Genomic DNA, 15,748 nt, shown 5'->3' on the forward strand with positions numbered 1-15,748 from the left:
CGCGCCCCGGTTGTGCGTCAACCGCTGACGTTCAATCAGCTCTCCGCGCCCGCCGTCCGGTACAGCGCCGCGGTGACCTTGGGGTTGAGCAGCAGCACCAGCCCGGCCAGGCCGGCCAGGCCGACCACCACCCCGATCGCCGCCATCACGCCGCCGGCCCCCCACATGAACCAGGCCACCGGCAGGCAGAGGGTGTGGATCAGCACCGCCGGGGAGCGGCCCCAGCGGCGCAGCCGCAGCAGCGCCCGCCCCGCCAGCAGCGGCAGCACGCCGAGCAGCAGGATCACCACCCCGCCGTACTCGGCGAGCCCCTGGTTGCGGGTGGTCTCGACCAGCGCGGCAACGATGATGTAGGCGCCCGAGAGCACCAGTGCGGCGCCCTCGGCGACGGTCAGAGCCACCCCGGCCAGCAGCGAGGCGGGGCGCGCGGGGGACGCGGCGGGAGCGGTGGTTTCTGCGGTCACTGAAGCAGGGTAACCGCCGGGCCGCTCCGACCGAGCCGTAGGCTGATGCCCATGCGAGCGCTCCTGGTCGTGAACCCGAAGGCCACCACCACCAGTGGCCGAACCAGGGATGTCCTCACCCATGCGCTGCGCAGCGAGCTCAAGCTGGAGGTCGCGGTCACCGGCTACCGCGGCCACGCCCGGGACCTGGCCCGGTCCGCCGCCGCGAACGGCACGGTGGACCTGGTGGTGGCGCTCGGCGGTGACGGCACGGTCAACGAGGTGGTCAACGGGCTGCTGGCGCACGGCCCGAGCGAGAAGCTGCCGCGGCTGGCGGTGGTGCCGGGCGGCAGCACCAACGTCTTCGCCCGGGCGCTCGGGCTGCCCAACGACCCGGTGGACGCCACCGGCGTGCTGCTGGACGCGCTGGACAACGGCCGGCAGCGGGCGATCTCGTTGGGCAAGGCGATGACCGACGGGCTGCCGGACCGCTGGTTCACCTTCACCGCCGGGCTGGGCTTCGACGCGGGCGTGGTCGGCCGGGTGGAGGAGCAGCGCCGGTCGGGTCGCCGGTCCACGCACGCGCTGTACGTGCGCGAAGCGCTCCGGCACTACGTGACCGAGCGCGAACATCGCAAAAACGGCCCGGTCACGCTGGAAATCCCGGGCCGGGCACCGCAATCCGGACTGGTGATGTCGATAGTCTCGAACACCTCGCCGTGGACGTTCCTCGGCAACCGCCCGGTGCTGCCCTCGCCTTCCGCCTCCTTCGAAACCGACCTTGACGTCTTCGGCATCACTCGAATGACAGCGTTCGGAACCGCTCGGACGATCCGTCAGATTCTGCGCCCGCACACACCTTCGGAACAGTCGGGCAGGCCGCCGGGGCCGACCGGGAAACACGTCGTCTCCTACCACGACGTCCGGCACTTCACCTTGGTTTCACAGGAACCGGTCCCGTTTCAGGTCGATGGGGACCACCTTGGAGACAGGAGCCGCGTCAGTTTCACAGGCGTACGACGGGCACTGCGTGTGATTGTGTGACCAGAAGGGTCCCCTACCCTTGTTCTCGAACGTTCGAGCCCCCTTCACCCCATAGAAGTACCGCCTGTGAGGTAGGCGACACCGAAGAATCAAAAATTCCTCCTCGAAGGGGGTTGTATCCGAGCCTGAGGTTTGCGAACCTCTACATGGCGATCGGGACGCGACGCAGCGGGACTGCGAAGCGACCCCCCGCTGATCCGACTCGGCTTCCGGCTCGTGATCGCGGGATTCGCCCGAACCCCCTCAGCACAGACGCCAGGCCGTAGAGGCCGTAGGGCCCTATTGCCGTTGCGGGATTCGTGAAAGCGTTCACATTCACAAGACGTTTCGATAGTGCTGGTGGGCCCCCGTCCACCGGCAGGAGGAGTTGGACGACCATGGACTGGCGCCACCGCGCTGTCTGCCGCGAAGAGGACCCGGAGCTGTTCTTCCCGATCGGGAACACCGGTCCTGCTCTGCTGCAGATCGAGGAAGCCAAGGCCGTCTGCCGCCGCTGCCCCGTCATGGAGCAGTGCCTGCAGTGGGCGCTCGAGACCGGCCAGGACGCCGGCGTCTGGGGCGGCATGAGCGAGGACGAGCGTCGTGCGATGAAGCGCCGCGCCGCCCGCAACCGCGCCCGCACCGCCTGAGCGATCGCGACACAGTCGATCGCTCCGTGAGGACCAGCAGTTCGGCAGTACCGATCAACACATGATCACAGGCTTCGGCCGCGACTTCGTCGAAGCCTTCCGCAGGAGCAACCGCGCCCTGGCAGCACTGCCGGTGCGGACCGCCCCGACTGCGACTCACCCCGGTCCGGCTACTTGCCACTGCTCACGCAGAGCAATAGTGTGGACCTGCGACGCTCACCGTAAGCGATAGAGCTGGGCGTCACACCCAAAGAGCCCCCGTTCCGGCCGACTCCCCCCGACGGCCGGAACGGGTTGAGAGGCCCCGCCGACCCTCCCCCCCGGTCGGCGGGGCCTCGTTTCTCCGTCTCCCACCCGCCGTGCCGAGGGGTCTGCCGCTCCAGGGCTAGCGGACCGGGATCTCCAGCACCACCCGGGTGCCGCCGCCCGGCGCGGCCACCATGTCGAAGGTGCCGCCCAGCTCCCCGGTGGCCAGGGTCCGCACGATCTGCAGGCCCAGGTTGCCCGCCTGCTGCGGATCGAAGCCCTCCGGCACGCCGCGGCCGTCGTCCTGCACGGTGATCATCAAGTACTCGTCCGGCCTGGCCCCCTGGGTCCAGCCGTCCGACCGGCCCTTGCCACCGGCCGGCGCCCGCCCGCGCAGCGCGCTCACCGAGACCGTGCCGCCGGCCCGGCCGCCGAACGCGTGCTCCAGGGCGTTCTGCAGCAGCTCGGTCAGCACCATCGCCAGCGGCGTGGCCACCTCGGCGGAGAGGATGCCGAAGCTGCCGGTGCGCTTGGCGGTGACCTGGCCGTCCTGGGACAGCTCCATCACCATGGCCAGCACCCGGTCGGCGATCTCGTCGAAGGCGACCTGCTCGTCCAGGTTCTGCGAGAGCGTCTCGTGCACGATGGCGATCGAGCCGACCCGGCGCACCGCCTCGTCCAGCGCGGCCCGGGCCGAGTCGTCGCCGAGCCGACGGGACTGCAGGCGCAGCAGCGCGGCGACCGTCTGCAGGTTGTTCTTCACCCGGTGGTGGATCTCCCGGATGGTGGCGTCCTTGGTCATCAGCTCCCGGTCGCGGCGCCGCAGTTCGGTGACGTCGCGGCAGAGCACAAGCGAACCGGTGTGCGTTCCCTTGGGCTTCAGCGGGATCGCCCGCAGCGTCACCACGCCGCCCTGGGCCTCCACCTCGGCCTGCCGGGGCGCCCAGCCGCTGGCCAGCTTGACCAGTGCCTCGTGCACCGCGCCCCGCGAGGGCGGCGCCAACTCGGCCGTGGTGCGGCCCAGGTGACCGCCCACCAGATCGGTGGTCAGGCCCAGGCGGTGGTAGGCGGAGAGCGCATTGGGGCTGGCGTAGGTGACGATGCCGTCCGCGTCCAGCCGGATCAGCCCGTCCCCGACCCGCGGGGCGGCGTCCATGTCCACCTGCTCGCCGGGGTACGGGAAGCTGCCGGCGGCGATCATCTGTGCCAGGTCGGAGGCGCTCTGCAGATAGGTGAGTTCCAGTCGGCTCGGGGTGCGCACGGTGAGCAGGTTGGTGTTGCGGGCGATCACTCCGAGCACCCTGCCCTCCCGGCGGACCGGGATCGACTCCACGCGGACCGGCACCTCCTCGCGCCACTCCGGGTCGCCCTCCCGGACGATCCGCCCCTCGTCGAAGGCGGCGTCCAGCAGCGGGCGGCGGCCGCGCGGGACCAAGTGGCCGACCATGTCGTCCTGGTAGGAGGTGGGACCGGTGTTGGGCCGCATCTGGGCCACCGAGACGTAGCGGATGCCGTCCCAGGTGGGGATCCAGAGCACCAGGTCGGCGAAGGAGAGGTCGGAAAGCAGCTGCCACTCCGACACCAGCAGGTGGAGCCACTCCACATCGGCACCGGTGAGGGTGGTGTGGCGGCGGACGAGTTCGTTCAGCGAGGGCACACCGCCGAGGGTAGCCAAACCCGGGCGCGGCCGAGGTCACGGCAGTTGGTTCCAGACCAGTTCCGGTAGTGCTGCCCGGCCCCTGCGGCCCCCGGTCCGGGGCCCGCAGGGGTTCAGCGACGGACCGACGGCCGGCCGGTGAGCACCTCCACGGCGGCCAGTCCGCAGGCGCGGGCCGCGCCGTGGGTGGCGATGTGCAGCGCCCCGACCGGTTCGGCCTGCGGCACCCCCATCTCCACCACCAGCGCGTCCGGCCGGGCGTTCAGCAGCAGGCGCAGTGCCGCTGACATCCAGTCGTGCCGGTGCACGTCGCGGACCACGAGCACCAGCCGCCGGCCCGCCGCCCCGGCCAGCAGCTCGGCCACCAGCGCGTCCAGCCGGTCCGCGCCCGCCTGCTCCGGGCCGACGGCGCGGGTGCGGGTGCCGGGGAACCGCTCGGCCAGCATCCCGGCCACGCCCCACGGCGTGTCGTCGCCGACCGCAATATTGGACTCCGGCGAGAACGAGGCGACGAACGGGCGGTCGGTCACCGGCTCGAAGGGCCGTGCGGGATCGGCGGTCACCTTGAGGGCCCGGCGGGCCGCCCGCAGCCCGATCGACAGGTCCGGCTCGACCAGGGCGGCCCGGGCCGCCGACTCCGAACGGCTCCGCCGCGCCCAGTCGCCCAGCGCCCGCACCCGGCCGGCCGCGTCGGCCAGCCGCTCCCGGGACAGCCGGCCCTCCCGGACCGCCGCCACGACGGCGTCGCGCAGTCGCAGCACGGTCTCCTCGTCGCACAGCCCGCCGCCGACGCAGATCGCGTCGGCGCCCGCCACCAGCGCCAGCACCGCGCCCTCCACGACGCCGTACCGGTCGGCGATGGCGCCCATCTCGACCGCGTCCGTGACGATCAGCCCCCGGTAACCGAGCCCGCCCTCGCTCTCCGGGGCCCGCAGCAGCCCGCCGAGCACCGCCTTGCTCAGGGTGGCCGGGTGGTCCGGGTCGAGCGCAGGGACCATGATGTGCGCGGTCATCAGCGCCTTGACGCCGGCCTCCACCGCCGCCCGGAACGGCGGCAGGTCGCGGGAGCGCAGCAGCTCCTCGGCCACGTCGATCAGCGGCAGCCCGCGGTGCGAGTCCACGTTGGTGTCGCCGTGGCCGGGGAAGTGCTTGGCGCAGGCGGCGACCCCCGCCGACTGCAGCCCGGCCACCCAGGCGGCGGTGTGCCGGGCGCACAGCTGCGGATCGGCGCCGAACGAGCGCACCCCGATGACCGGGTTGCCCGGATTGGAGTTGACGTCGGCGGTCGGCGCCCAGTTGAAGTTGATGCCGCATTCGGCCAGGGCCCGGCCCAGCTCGTGCGCCACCTCCCGGGTCAGCGCCGGGTCGTCGACCGCGCCGAGCGCCAGGTTGCCCGGCCAGGAGGAGCCGGAGCCGACCTCCAACCGGGTGACGTCGCCGCCCTCCTCGTCGATCGCGATCAGCAGCTCCGGGTTCTCCCGTCGCAACCCGGCGGTGAGCGCGGCCAGCTGCGCGTGGTCGGTGACGTTGCGCCCGAACAGGGCGACCGAGCCCAGGCCGGCGGCGATGTGCCGGTGCACCCAGGCGGGCGCGGTGCGGCCCTCGAACCCGGGCTGCAGGACGGTGAGCGCGTCGCGGTGCAACTGGTCGCTGTCCGGGACGCTCGGGATGAGGATGCTCAACGGTCAGCCCTTCACTGCGCCGTCGGTGAGACCGCCGACGGCCTTGCGCTGGAAGATCAGGAAGATGATCAGGACCGGGACGGCGAAGAGCGTGGCGGCCGCCATGGTGGCGCCCCAGTCGTCGCCGAAGGTGGTCTGGAACGAGGTGAGCCAGAGCGGCAGGGTCTGCGCGGTGCCCGGACCGGTGGCCTTGTTCAGCACCAGGACCAGGGGGAGTTCGTTCCACGCGGTGATGAAGCCGAAGAGCGAGGTGGACATCAGGCCGGGGGCGAGCAGCGGGAAGATGATCCGCACGAAGGCCTGCGGGCGGGTGCAGCCGTCCACCATGGCGGACTCCTCCAGTTCCTTCGGCACCGCGGCCATGAAGCCGCGCAGCGTCCAGATGGTGAAGGGCAGCACCATCATCAGGTAGAAGGCGGTCAGCGGCACCAGGCTGTTCAGCATGCCGTCGTCGCGGACGATCATGTAGATCGAGATCGTCATGACCTCCCAGGGCGCCATCTGGGCCATCATGATCACCAGGACGAAGGCCTTGCGTCCCCTGAACCTCATCCGGGTGACCGCGAACGCGGCCAGGGTGGCGATCAGCAGCGAGCCCGCCACGGCGGCCAGCGTCACGGTGAGGCTGTTGCCCACCATGGTCCAGAACCGGTCGGCGCCGGTGGCCCGGGAGAAGTGCTCCAGGGTGCCGTGCAGCGGCAGGAAGACGGGGGTCCTGCTGATGATGTCGCGGTCCTGCTTGAAGGCCGTGGTGACCATCCAGTAGACCGGGAACGCGAAGAACACGAAGAGGACGACCGCGACGGCGTTGGGCCAGCCGCGGCCCAGGACGGAGCGCCTCACAACTCCTCCTCCTGCCTGAGGACGATCCGGAAGTAGTACGTCATCAGCCCGCCCAGCATCACGATGGTGAGCACGGCGATCGCCGCGCCGGTGCCGTAGTGCTGGTTGCCGATGCCCTCGACGAAGGCGTAGACCGGGAGCGTCTCGGTGAGCCGCTCGGGGCCGCCGGCATTGATCGCGAAGACCTGGGTGAAGCACTTGAACACCCAGATGACCTCCAGGAAGGTCGTGGCGAGGAAGAACGGCCGCAGGCTCGGGAAGATCACCTGGGTGAAGACCTTGGTCGCTCCCGCGCCGTCCATCCGGGCCGCCTCGTACAGCTCCTTCGGAATGGTCGTCAGGCCGGCGTAGGTGTTGAAGGCCACGAACGGGATCGAGCCCCAGACGATCAGCAGCACGATCACGAAGAAGGTCGAGAGCTGGGAGCCGTACCAGTCGTAGGTGGCCATGCCGTGCCATCCGAGCTGGTCCAGGAACCAGTCGACCACGCCGTAGCGGGAGTCGAAGAGCCAGGTGTAGACCGTGGTGCTGGCCACGAACGGCATCGCCCAGGCCAGGATCAGGCCGATCGAGAGCAGCAGCCGCATCGTGCCGCCCAGCCGGTTCAGCAGCAGGCCGACCAGGGTGCCCCCGGCCATGATCAGCACCACGTTGACCGCGGTGAAGGCCACCGACCGGCCGGCGGTGTGCCAGAACTCGCCGCTGGTCAGCTGGGCCCGGTAGTTGTCCAGGCCGTTCCACTCGGTCAGGTGCAGGATCAGCTGGCGCTTGTTCAGGTTCTGGAACGACAGCAGCAACGTCTCGGTCAACGGCCAGACGAGCAGCACCAGCGTCGCCGCGACCGCCGGGAGCAGCAGCAGGTAAGGAGCGGTGCGGCTGAGCGGGCCGCGGCCGGCGACCGGTGCCGGCCCCTCGGGGGCGTCACCGCCGGTCCCCGGCCCCGGGGCCGTGACCCGCGCCGGTTCCGACTGAACAGCCATCGGTTCTCTCTTCCTCGCGCCGGGCCCTGGGGGCGGCCGCGCACAGGGCGGCGGTGCCACCGGCCGCCTCGCGGGCCGGTGGGCGCACGCCGCCGGGGTCTTACTGGCTCTGGCCGAGACGCTTGGTGATCTCGTCGTCGTACTTCTTGGCGGTGCTGTCGTAGTCCGCGCCCTGCAGGACGGCCGCCAGGAAGCCCTTGATGGGGTTCGGGTCGTTCTCGACGTTGGCCCAGCTCGCGATGTTCGGCGTGGTGGCGCCGTTGGCGGAGGCCTGGACCACGGCCTTGGCCACGTCGGTGGAGGCCAGCGAGTCCAGCGAGGTCTTGTTGGGGACGTCGCCGGCGGCGGCCATCTGGCCCTCGTACTTGTCGGAGAGCGCGATCTTCAGGAAGTCCCTGGCCAGGGCCTGCTTCTTGCTCGCCTGGGCGATCGCCAGGTTGGAGCCGCCGAGGAAGACGCTGGACGGCTTGTCGGCGGTCTTGCCGGGCAGCGGGAAGAAGCCCACCTGGTCGGCCGGCATGTCCTTGGGCGCCGGCGCCTCCCAGCCGAGGCCGATCATCGAGCCGATGGTGCCCTTGGGGAAGAGGGTGGACTGCTGCGGGGTCGCCTCGTCCTTGTCCTTGGGGGCGGTGGAGTAGCCCTGCAGCTTCCGGAAGGTGGCGAAGGCGTCCTTGGCCTCCGGTGACTCCAGGTTGCCGACCCACTTGGAGCCGTCCTGCTTGGCGAGCCCGCCGCCGTTGCCGGCCACCAGGCCGAAGTAGGTGTACCACTCCTCGCCGGGCAGGTAGACCGGGTCCTGCACGCCGGCGGCCTTCAGCTTGTCGAGGTCCGCGTAGTACTCGTCCAGGGTCTTCGGGGTGCCGCTGATGCCGGCCTTCGTCCAGAGCGCCTTGTTGTAGATGACCACCCGGTTGGCGAAGTACCAGGGGGCGGCGTACTGCTTGCCGTCCTGCACCGCCGAGGCGTTCAGGTTGGCCGGCCAGTCGTTGCCGCCCAGGTCCGCCTTGAACGGGGTCAGGTCGGCCAGCCCGCCGGTGGCCGCATAACCCGCGGTCTGGGTGTTGCCGATCTCCAGGACGTCCACCGAGCCCTCGGAGAGCGCGGTGGTGACCTTCTGGCCGATGCCGTCCCACTTCTGGATCTGGATGTCGAGCTTGGCGCCCGGGTACTGGGACTCGAAGTCGGCCTTGATGCCGTCCTGCCAGGCCTGCGGCGCCGAACCGTCCATCAGCCAGACCGTCAGGGTCTTGCCCTTGTAGTCGCCCGAGCCGCCCGCGGTGCTGTCCGTCCCGGCCGAGGAACCGCAAGCCGCCACACCGACGACCATTGCCGCGACGCCGACCGCCGCGATGAGCTGACGCTTCACGCCATCCTCCTGAGGGATGCCCGGTTGCCCCCATCGGCGGCCGACGACATAGCCCCCCGAACCAGTCGAAAGCGGCGTCGCGCACCCGTGTGATGGGCAGGGATTCATGAGCCGGCCTGCAGTGGTGTAGACCAGATGCCTGGAGCTTGGCCTAGACCAATTGGACGTGTCAACGGCTGCACGAGCATTCCGGACGAGCCGTTACCAAGCCGACACCGCGCACCGTTCATCGTGCGATGAGGTCCCCGCCGCCCTGGCATACGTGCAACGATGTGTGCCGTTAACGAGGTAGTGGGGTCGGAACGGACCCCGCGAGAAGCGGAGAAGCGGCTCATGAGCAGCGACGGGGGCACCACGGCCCAGCTCCCCGAGGCGGGGGGTTTGCCCGCGCAGGCCGGCAACGGGGGCGAGCCCGCGGCAGCGCGCGTGCCCAAGTACTACGGGCTGAAGCGCCACCTGCTCCAGCTCACCGAGACCCAGCCGGCCGGCACGCCGGTGCCGCCGGAGCGGGCGCTGGCCGCGCAGTTCGACACCTCCCGCACCACCGTGCGGCAGGCGTTGCAGGAGCTGGTGGTCGAGGGCCGGCTGGAGCGGATCCAGGGCAAGGGCACCTTCGTGGCCAAGCCGAAGGTGGCCCAGGCGCTCCAGCTGACCTCCTACACCGAGGACATGCGGGCCCAGGGCCTGGAGCCGACCTCCCGGCTGATCGAGGTCGGCTACATCACCGCGGACGACCGGTTGGCGCCGCTGCTGGACATCCGCCCCGGCGGCCGGGTGCTGCGGATCGAGCGGCTGCGACTGGCCAACGGCGACCCGATGGCGATCGAGGTCGCGCACCTGTCGGCCAAGCGGTTCCCGGCGCTGCGGCGCAACCTGGTCAAGCACGACTCGCTGTACGCCGCGCTGCGCGAGGTGTACGGCGTGGTGGTGGCCGAGGCCGAGGAGACCATCGAGACCACGCTGGCGAGTCCGCGGGAGGCCGGCCTGCTCGGCTCGGACGTCGGCCTGCCGATGCTGCAGCTCTCCCGGCATTCCTTCGACGCCGAGGGCGCGCCGGTGGAGTGGGTCCGCTCGATCTACCGCGGCGACCGCTACAAGTTCATCACCCGGCTGCAGCGGCCGAACTGAGCCGACGTCACGGATCCCCGGAGTCCGCGGACTCCGGGGATCCGTGACGTGGACTCAGGGGATCCGGTGACGTGGGCTCAGGCGGCCTTGTCGTGGTGGATGCGCAGCGGCCGCAGGTGCTGGACCGTGTCCTCGTCGCGCACCTGGTCACGGGTGAGCCGGACGCCGATGTGGTAGTCCTGCACCAGGGTCCAGCCCAGGAAGCCGGCAGCGACCGTGCACAGCACGCCGGCGGAGCTGAGCGCGAGACCCGGCGTGGCGCTGCGCGGCGGGCCGCTCCAGTGGTTGGCGTACAGGCCGAGGCTGATCGCGAACAGCACCAGGGCCAGGACGTTGACGCCCGCGTGGACCCGCCCGACGGCCATGGCGCTCGACGAGCGCGGGACGCCCAGGAACAGGTCGGCGAAGCCCGGCAGCGCGGCCAGCAGCGCGCCGCCGACCCCGGCGATGTTCATGGCGATCGCGAAGTTGAGCCAGAACTGCTGTCCGTTCGAGGCGTACACGGCGAAGCCCACCAGGGTGCCGGTGTAGGCGGCCACCGGATAGGCGACGAGCATGGGGTGGACCGGATGGCCCGCCACAGTGGCCTTGCTGTACATGGGGCCTCCCTCGGGGAGATCACGGCCTACCTCCAGCCTCCGCCGGTCACCGGGGCGAGGCAACCCGGCCCCGGGCGATCCGCGTGTCCCCCGCGCCCGGGCCCCCGGGACGGCGTCGCTCCGCCCCGACCGCCGCGCATCGGCGGCTTCGCGCCTCCCGGCCACTTCCCGTCCCGACCACATCAGCAAGGTCACAAGCGGCCGAGCCGGACCGATAGCCTGGACGGGCAGCGCTCGACGGCTGACAGGAGGTCGTAAGTGGACTACGCCCGGATGCGAGCGATCGCGGACGAGCTCATGGCTCATGCGCCGGAAGACGTCTGGGCGACCGAGATCAGCGGTGACGAGATCATCATGATGATGAGCCCCGCCAATCTCCACGAGCTCATCGTCTACCGCCTCGCCAAGCGCCTGGACCGCCAGCTGGAGCGCTCGGGCACCGGCCTCATCGCCCACGGAGGGGCGGACATCGAGGACCCGGAATCCGGCGTCAAGCGCCGCCCCGACGTCATGGTCTTTCCCGAGAGGGCCCTCGAGTCGGGCGAGGCGGTGCATCCCCGCGAGGTGGTGGCGGTGGTGGAGGTCGTCTCCAAGTCGAACCCGGAGAACGACTACGAGGGCAAGATGCGGGACTACCCGACGATGGAAGTGCCCTACTACCTGATCGTCGACCCGCGCACCGGCACCGGACTCCTCCTCTCCGCCCCCCACCAGACCCCGGAAGGCCGCCGCTACAGCACCCGGCGGGAGTTCGCCTTCGGGGAGACCGTCCAGGTCGGCAAGTGGGAAGTCGACACCGCCGACTTTCCGGTCTACTGACGCCGAACCACACCCGCCCCGAGGCCGGCCACCTGGATGGCGAACCACCAAGCTCCATCGGCGCGTTGACGGGCCCGCGCGCCGGCCGACCGGGTGGACCGCGACGTGCGCCGAGGTGACGGAACCATGCGTTCGCGCAGTGACCCGCCGGGCCCCCGACCGCCCGCTACTCCCCCGCCGCCGCAGCCAGCGCCGCCTCGATGCGCTTGTTGCTGGTGAGGGTGACCGAGAACAGCGCCGTGGAGGCCAGCAGCAGCCCGCCCACCAGGAACGGCGCACGGAGGCCGAACCCGTTCGCCAGCCCACCGCCGATCAGGGCACCGATCGGGGCGGCGCCGATGGCGAGCAGGCGGCGGCTGGCGCCGACCCGGCCGGCCAGCTCGAGCGGGATCAGGGCCTGCGAGACGGAGGGCGCCAGCACCATGGTGGCCGCCATAGCCGCGCCGAGGAGGGCCAGTGCGAGGCCCGCCAGGTACGGGTCGCCGCTCAGCCCCACCCCGCCCAGCGCGACGGCTTCCAGCAGGGCGGTGGCGGTCAGCGCGCCCCCGGTGCCGAGCAGCCTGCCGAGACGGCCGGCCAGCGCGGCACCGGCCAGGCCGCCGACCGCCTGGGCGGCCAGCAGCACGCCGTAGGCGAAGTCGCCCAGGTGCAGCATCTGGCGGGCGAAGAGCACCAGCACGGCGTCCGCCCCCACGAAGGCCACGTTGCCGATGGCCGGCCGCAACGCCAGGCCCAGCAGCACCTTGTCCTTGAACAGGAACACCGCGCCCGCCTTGGCTTCCGCCCAGAGCGACGGCCCCTGGGGCTTCCGCTCCGCCGGCGGCTGGACGGGCAGGGTGCGGATCAGCAGCGAGCTGGCCAGGAAGGACAGCGCGTCCAGCCCGAACGGCAGCGAGCCGGCCAGCGCGAACAGCGCACTGCCGGCCGGCGGACCGGCGAAGTCGGCGGCCACGGTGCGGGCGCCCATCTGGCGGCTGTTCGCCTGCTCCAGCAACTCGAGGTCACGACCGAGCAGTTGCGGCAGGTACGCGGAGCCGGCCGAGTCGAAGAAGATCTGCCCGACCCCCAGCAGCAAGGCGATCCCCACCAGCAGCTGGATGCTGAGCAGGTGCAGCACGGCGGCCAGCGCGGGTATCGCGAGCAGCACCGCGCGCAGCAGGTCGGTGACCCACATGGTGCGGCGCCGGTCCCAGCGGTCCACCAGCGCACCGCCGATCAGCCCGAAGAAGAGCCAGGGCAGCAGTGCGGCCGAGCTGACCAGGCCGAGGGCCATCGGGTCGTGGGTCAGGGTGGCGGCGAGCAGCGGCAGGGCGGCCAGGTAGACGCCGTCGCCGAGGGAGGAGACGGCGCTGGCGGCCCACAGGCGGTGGAAGGCGGCGGGCAGCTTCGGCCGGGCGGCGGGAACGCCGGGCGTGGCGACGACGTCAGGTGTGAGTTGGATGTCAGTCACTTGTGGTCCTCAGGGCGGAAGAAGGCGACCATCAGTTCGGCAGCGGGCTCACCGGGGTCGGCGGCTGCGCTCAATTCGGCGCTGAGGGCGTCGAGTCGGCGGCAGAACTCCTCGAAGACCGCCTCGCTGACCCGTACGTGCTGCAGTCGCGCGGTGCGCGGCCCGGGCGGAGCGGCCTCCAGGTCGGCGAGGCCGTGCCGCATCACGATGTCCGGTTCGCCCGGCGCGGGGTCGGGCAGTGAGAGGCCGCGCGAGGTGCGGGCGTAGTACCGCTCGGTGACCCCGCGCACCTTGCGGGTGTTCACCACCTCGACCAGCCCCGCCCTCTCCAGCAGCCGCACGTGGTAGCTGGAGCTGCCCTTGGCCAGTCCCAGCTTCTCGGCCAGCTGGGTGATGGTCGCGGGCCCGTCCCGCAGCACACCGAGGATCCGGTGGCGCACCACGTTGTTGATGGCACGCAGTTGCTCGTCGGTGGAGAGGTGGAGGGTGCCCTCGCCGGGAACCGCGGAGGGATCGTCGTCAGTCATGAGCCACAATGGTCAACGTTTCTTGACCATTCGTCAATCCCCTGATCGGAACGCCACCCTGCCGACTCGACGCAGCCGCCCGGATGCGGCTCGCTCCGCGAGATTCCTTGTTTTCTCCCGTGACACCGGGGCATGGAGTGCCATACATTCCCGTGCAGTCCACAGTCGATCACCAACGGTGCTGCTCGGCGGGCGCGTTGAGCGCTGCGGCGCTGCTGGGATCCCCTGCCATCCGCCGGAGTCGCGAATGTCCACCGATCCTGACGTTCCATCAGCACCCCCGGGCGCGCTGCCCGTGGTCACGCCGGCCCGCGTGCTCGCCGGGATCGCCCTGGCCGTGCCGGTCGTCGCCCTGCTCTGGGTCTCCTCGTACAGCCGGATGACGCCCGCGCTCGGCGGGGTGCCGTTCTTCTACTGGTACCAGATCCTCTGGATCCCGGTCTCCGCGCTCTTCACCGGCTCCGCCTACCTGCTGCTCAACCACGACGCCAAGCAGCGCAAGGCCGCCGCCGTTCGCGGGGGCGGTGAGCCACGATGACGCACGGCGTGAACACGGTCGCCCTGGTGGTGTTCGTGCTCTTCTTCCTGCTGGTCACCGCGGTGGGCTTCCTCTCCGCCCGGTGGCGGCGCGCCGAGAACGCCCTCGACCTGCACGAATGGGGCCTGGGCGGGCGCAGCTTCGGCACCTGGATCACCTGGTTCCTGCTCGGCGGCGACCTCTACACCGCGTACACCTTCATCGCGGTGCCCGCCTCGGTCTACGGCACCGGTGCGAGCGGCTTCTTCGCCGTGCCGTACACGATCATCGCCTACCCGCTGGTCTTCCTCTTCCTGCCCCGGCTCTGGTCGGTGGCGCGGGCGCGCGGCTACGTCACCCCCGCCGACTTCGTGCGCGGGCGGTACGGTTCGCGCGGGCTGGCGCTCGCCGTGGCCCTCACCGGCATCCTCGCCACCATGCCGTACATCGCGCTCCAACTGGTCGGCATCCAGGCGGTGCTGGACACCCTGGGCGTGGGCGGCGGGGCGCACTCCAACTGGTTCGTCAAGGACCTGCCGCTCTTCGTCGCCTTCGCCGTGCTGGCCGCCTACACCTACTCCTCGGGCCTGCGGGCGCCGGCGCTGATCGCGTTCGTCAAGGACACCCTGGTCTACATCGTGATCATCGTCGCGGTGATCTACCTGCCGATGCGACTGGGCGGCTACGGCCACATCTTCGACGCGGCCGCGCAGAAGTTCAGCACCAAGAAGCACGGGCAGCCGATCGGCGCCCTGGTGACCGGGCCCAAGGCGCAGTGGTCGTACGCCACCCTGGCGCTCGGCTCCTCGCTGGCGCTGTTCATGTACCCGCACACCGTCACCGGCGTGCTGGCCGCCAAATCGCGCAACACGGTGCGCCGCAACATGGCGATCCTGCCCGCCTACTCGCTGATGCTGGGCCTGCTGGCACTGCTCGGCTTCCTCGCCATCGCGGCCGGCGTGGGCAAGTCCAACCCGCAGCTGGCCGTGCCGGAGCTGTTCGCCAAGCTGTTCCCGAGCTGGTTCACCGGCGTCGCGTTCGCCGCGATCGGGATCGGCGCGCTGGTGCCGGCCGCCATCATGTCGATCGCCGCGGCCAACCTGTTCACCCGCAACATCTACAAGGAGTTCATCCGCCCCGCCGCCACCCCCGAACAGGAGACGAAGGTCGCCAAGTACGTCTCGCTGCTGGTCAAGGTGGGTGCGCTGGTCTTCGTGCTGGGCATGGACAAGCAGCTGGCGATCAACATGCAGCTGCTCGGCGGCATCTGGATCCTGCAGACCTGCGTCTCCGTCGTCGCCGGACTCTTCACCCGCTGGTTCCACCGCTGGGCGCTGCTGGCCGGCTGGGCGGTCGGCATGCTCTACGGCACCTGGAAGGCCTACGGCATCTCCTCCGCCGCCACCCACCACTTCGGCGGCAGCACCGCCAGGATCCCGGTGATCGGCGAGATCGGCTACATCGGCCTGACCGCCTTCGTGCTCAACCTGGCGATCGCCGTGGTGCTCACGCTGGTGCTCAAGGCGGTCGGCACCCCGGACGGCACGGACGAGACCGACCCGGCGGACTACAGCGCGGAGGCGGGCGACCCCGAGCTCGCGGACGCGCCCCAACCGGCCGCGGCGCACTAAGCGCCCCGACGCGCGCCCTGTGATCGCGCCGCCACCGCCCTCAACACTGAGGAGGTGGCGGCGCGATCATATGTACGCCGTCCGGCTTTGTGACCAGTCCGAGCCCGACAGCCGTCTGTACGTCGTCCGGTTTTCTGCGCATTCTGAACATGACGTCGTCGGCGTCCGTCGCGGCGACGTCGCCGAA

Annotated in this window: 15 protein-coding genes; 6 read left to right on the forward strand and 9 right to left on the reverse strand. The window is 70.9% G+C overall.

Features of this window, described 5'->3' with window-relative positions:
* Window positions 1–35 precede the first annotated feature (35 nt).
* Entirely contained in the window at window positions 36–464 is a 429-nt protein-coding gene (locus tag LN042_RS21435) for a hypothetical protein (protein WP_230052910.1), read from the reverse strand.
* A gap of 51 nt (window positions 465–515) precedes the next feature.
* Here LN042_RS21435 and LN042_RS21440 point away from each other — a divergent pair, with 51 nt between their 5' ends.
* Window positions 516–1,487 carry a diacylglycerol/lipid kinase family protein gene (locus LN042_RS21440; protein ID WP_230052911.1) on the forward strand — a complete coding sequence of 324 codons (972 nt, stop codon included), beginning with the start codon at window positions 516–518 and terminating at the stop codon, window positions 1,485–1,487.
* Window positions 1,488–1,864: 377 nt separating this feature from the next.
* Window positions 1,865–2,116 carry a WhiB family transcriptional regulator gene (locus tag LN042_RS21445; RefSeq protein WP_014138019.1) on the forward strand — a complete coding sequence of 84 codons (252 nt, stop codon included), beginning with the start codon at window positions 1,865–1,867 and terminating at the stop codon, window positions 2,114–2,116.
* Window positions 2,117–2,501: 385 nt separating this feature from the next.
* Here LN042_RS21445 and LN042_RS21450 read toward each other — a convergent pair whose 3' ends face one another.
* From LN042_RS21450 to LN042_RS21470, 5 genes are all read right to left on the reverse strand, one after another.
* Window positions 2,502–4,019, reverse strand: coding sequence for a sensor histidine kinase (locus LN042_RS21450; protein WP_230052912.1), 1,518 nt, complete (start codon window positions 4,017–4,019; stop codon window positions 2,502–2,504).
* Window positions 4,020–4,132: 113 nt separating this feature from the next.
* Window positions 4,133–5,701: a glycoside hydrolase family 3 protein gene (locus LN042_RS21455; protein WP_230052913.1), complete on the reverse strand. Its 1,569-nt coding sequence runs from the start codon at window positions 5,699–5,701 to the stop codon at window positions 4,133–4,135.
* 3 nt (window positions 5,702–5,704) lie between these two features.
* On the reverse strand, window positions 5,705–6,544 hold the full coding sequence (locus LN042_RS21460) for a carbohydrate ABC transporter permease (protein ID WP_230052914.1): 840 nt from the start codon (window positions 6,542–6,544) through the stop codon (window positions 5,705–5,707).
* A complete protein-coding gene (locus LN042_RS21465; protein WP_230052915.1) occupies window positions 6,541–7,524 on the reverse strand; it encodes a carbohydrate ABC transporter permease in 984 nt (327 codons plus the stop codon). The genes LN042_RS21460 and LN042_RS21465 overlap by 4 nt, the downstream gene beginning before the upstream one ends.
* A 100-nt stretch (window positions 7,525–7,624) precedes the next feature.
* Window positions 7,625–8,890 (reverse strand): extracellular solute-binding protein, encoded by a 1,266-nt coding sequence (locus LN042_RS21470; protein WP_230052916.1) that lies wholly within the window; start codon window positions 8,888–8,890, stop codon window positions 7,625–7,627.
* 333 nt (window positions 8,891–9,223) lie between these two features.
* Here LN042_RS21470 and LN042_RS21475 point away from each other — a divergent pair, with 333 nt between their 5' ends.
* Window positions 9,224–10,018 carry a GntR family transcriptional regulator gene (locus LN042_RS21475; protein WP_230052917.1) on the forward strand — a complete coding sequence of 265 codons (795 nt, stop codon included), beginning with the start codon at window positions 9,224–9,226 and terminating at the stop codon, window positions 10,016–10,018.
* A gap of 77 nt (window positions 10,019–10,095) precedes the next feature.
* Here LN042_RS21475 and LN042_RS21480 read toward each other — a convergent pair whose 3' ends face one another.
* Window positions 10,096–10,617: a DUF2231 domain-containing protein gene (locus LN042_RS21480; RefSeq protein WP_230052918.1), complete on the reverse strand. Its 522-nt coding sequence runs from the start codon at window positions 10,615–10,617 to the stop codon at window positions 10,096–10,098.
* A gap of 258 nt (window positions 10,618–10,875) precedes the next feature.
* On the opposite strand from LN042_RS21480, the gene LN042_RS21485 reads away from it, so the two are divergent.
* Complete coding sequence (locus tag LN042_RS21485) at window positions 10,876–11,436, forward strand: Uma2 family endonuclease (RefSeq protein ID WP_230052919.1); 561 nt, start codon at window positions 10,876–10,878, stop codon at window positions 11,434–11,436.
* 166 nt (window positions 11,437–11,602) lie between these two features.
* Here the strand turns inward: LN042_RS21485 and LN042_RS21490 are convergent, their stop codons facing one another.
* Complete coding sequence (locus LN042_RS21490; protein ID WP_308191845.1) at window positions 11,603–12,886, reverse strand: MFS transporter; 1,284 nt, start codon at window positions 12,884–12,886, stop codon at window positions 11,603–11,605.
* Window positions 12,883–13,413 carry an ArsR/SmtB family transcription factor gene (locus LN042_RS21495; protein WP_230052920.1) on the reverse strand — a complete coding sequence of 177 codons (531 nt, stop codon included), beginning with the start codon at window positions 13,411–13,413 and terminating at the stop codon, window positions 12,883–12,885. Before LN042_RS21495 ends, LN042_RS21490 begins: the two co-directional genes overlap by 4 nt.
* A 247-nt stretch (window positions 13,414–13,660) precedes the next feature.
* On the opposite strand from LN042_RS21495, the gene LN042_RS21500 reads away from it, so the two are divergent.
* Together LN042_RS21500 and mctP are read left to right on the forward strand one after the other, a co-directional pair.
* Window positions 13,661–13,951 carry a DUF3311 domain-containing protein gene (locus LN042_RS21500; protein ID WP_230052921.1) on the forward strand — a complete coding sequence of 97 codons (291 nt, stop codon included), beginning with the start codon at window positions 13,661–13,663 and terminating at the stop codon, window positions 13,949–13,951.
* Complete coding sequence (mctP, locus tag LN042_RS21505) at window positions 13,948–15,561, forward strand: monocarboxylate uptake permease MctP (RefSeq protein WP_230052922.1); 1,614 nt, start codon at window positions 13,948–13,950, stop codon at window positions 15,559–15,561. Before LN042_RS21500 ends, mctP begins: the two co-directional genes overlap by 4 nt.
* Window positions 15,562–15,748: the final 187 nt, after the last annotated feature.

Source organism: Kitasatospora humi, assembly GCF_020907985.1.
Classification (GTDB): domain Bacteria; phylum Actinomycetota; class Actinomycetes; order Streptomycetales; family Streptomycetaceae; genus Kitasatospora; species Kitasatospora humi.

Excerpts from the sequence above, each read along its gene's own strand:
- LN042_RS21475 (WP_230052917.1), top strand. The coding sequence starts at position 9,224 with ATGAGCAGCGACGGGGGCACCACGGCCCAGCTCCCCGAGGCGGGGGGT.
- LN042_RS21480 (WP_230052918.1), bottom strand. The coding sequence starts at position 10,617 with ATGTACAGCAAGGCCACTGTGGCGGGCCATCCGGTCCACCCCATGCTC.
- mctP (WP_230052922.1), top strand. The coding sequence starts at position 13,948 with ATGACGCACGGCGTGAACACGGTCGCCCTGGTGGTGTTCGTGCTCTTC.
- LN042_RS21465 (WP_230052915.1), bottom strand. The coding sequence starts at position 7,524 with ATGGCTGTTCAGTCGGAACCGGCGCGGGTCACGGCCCCGGGGCCGGGG.
- LN042_RS21440 (WP_230052911.1), top strand. The coding sequence starts at position 516 with ATGCGAGCGCTCCTGGTCGTGAACCCGAAGGCCACCACCACCAGTGGC.
- LN042_RS21445 (WP_014138019.1), top strand. The coding sequence starts at position 1,865 with ATGGACTGGCGCCACCGCGCTGTCTGCCGCGAAGAGGACCCGGAGCTG.
- LN042_RS21500 (WP_230052921.1), top strand. The coding sequence starts at position 13,661 with ATGTCCACCGATCCTGACGTTCCATCAGCACCCCCGGGCGCGCTGCCC.
- LN042_RS21495 (WP_230052920.1), bottom strand. The coding sequence starts at position 13,413 with ATGACTGACGACGATCCCTCCGCGGTTCCCGGCGAGGGCACCCTCCAC.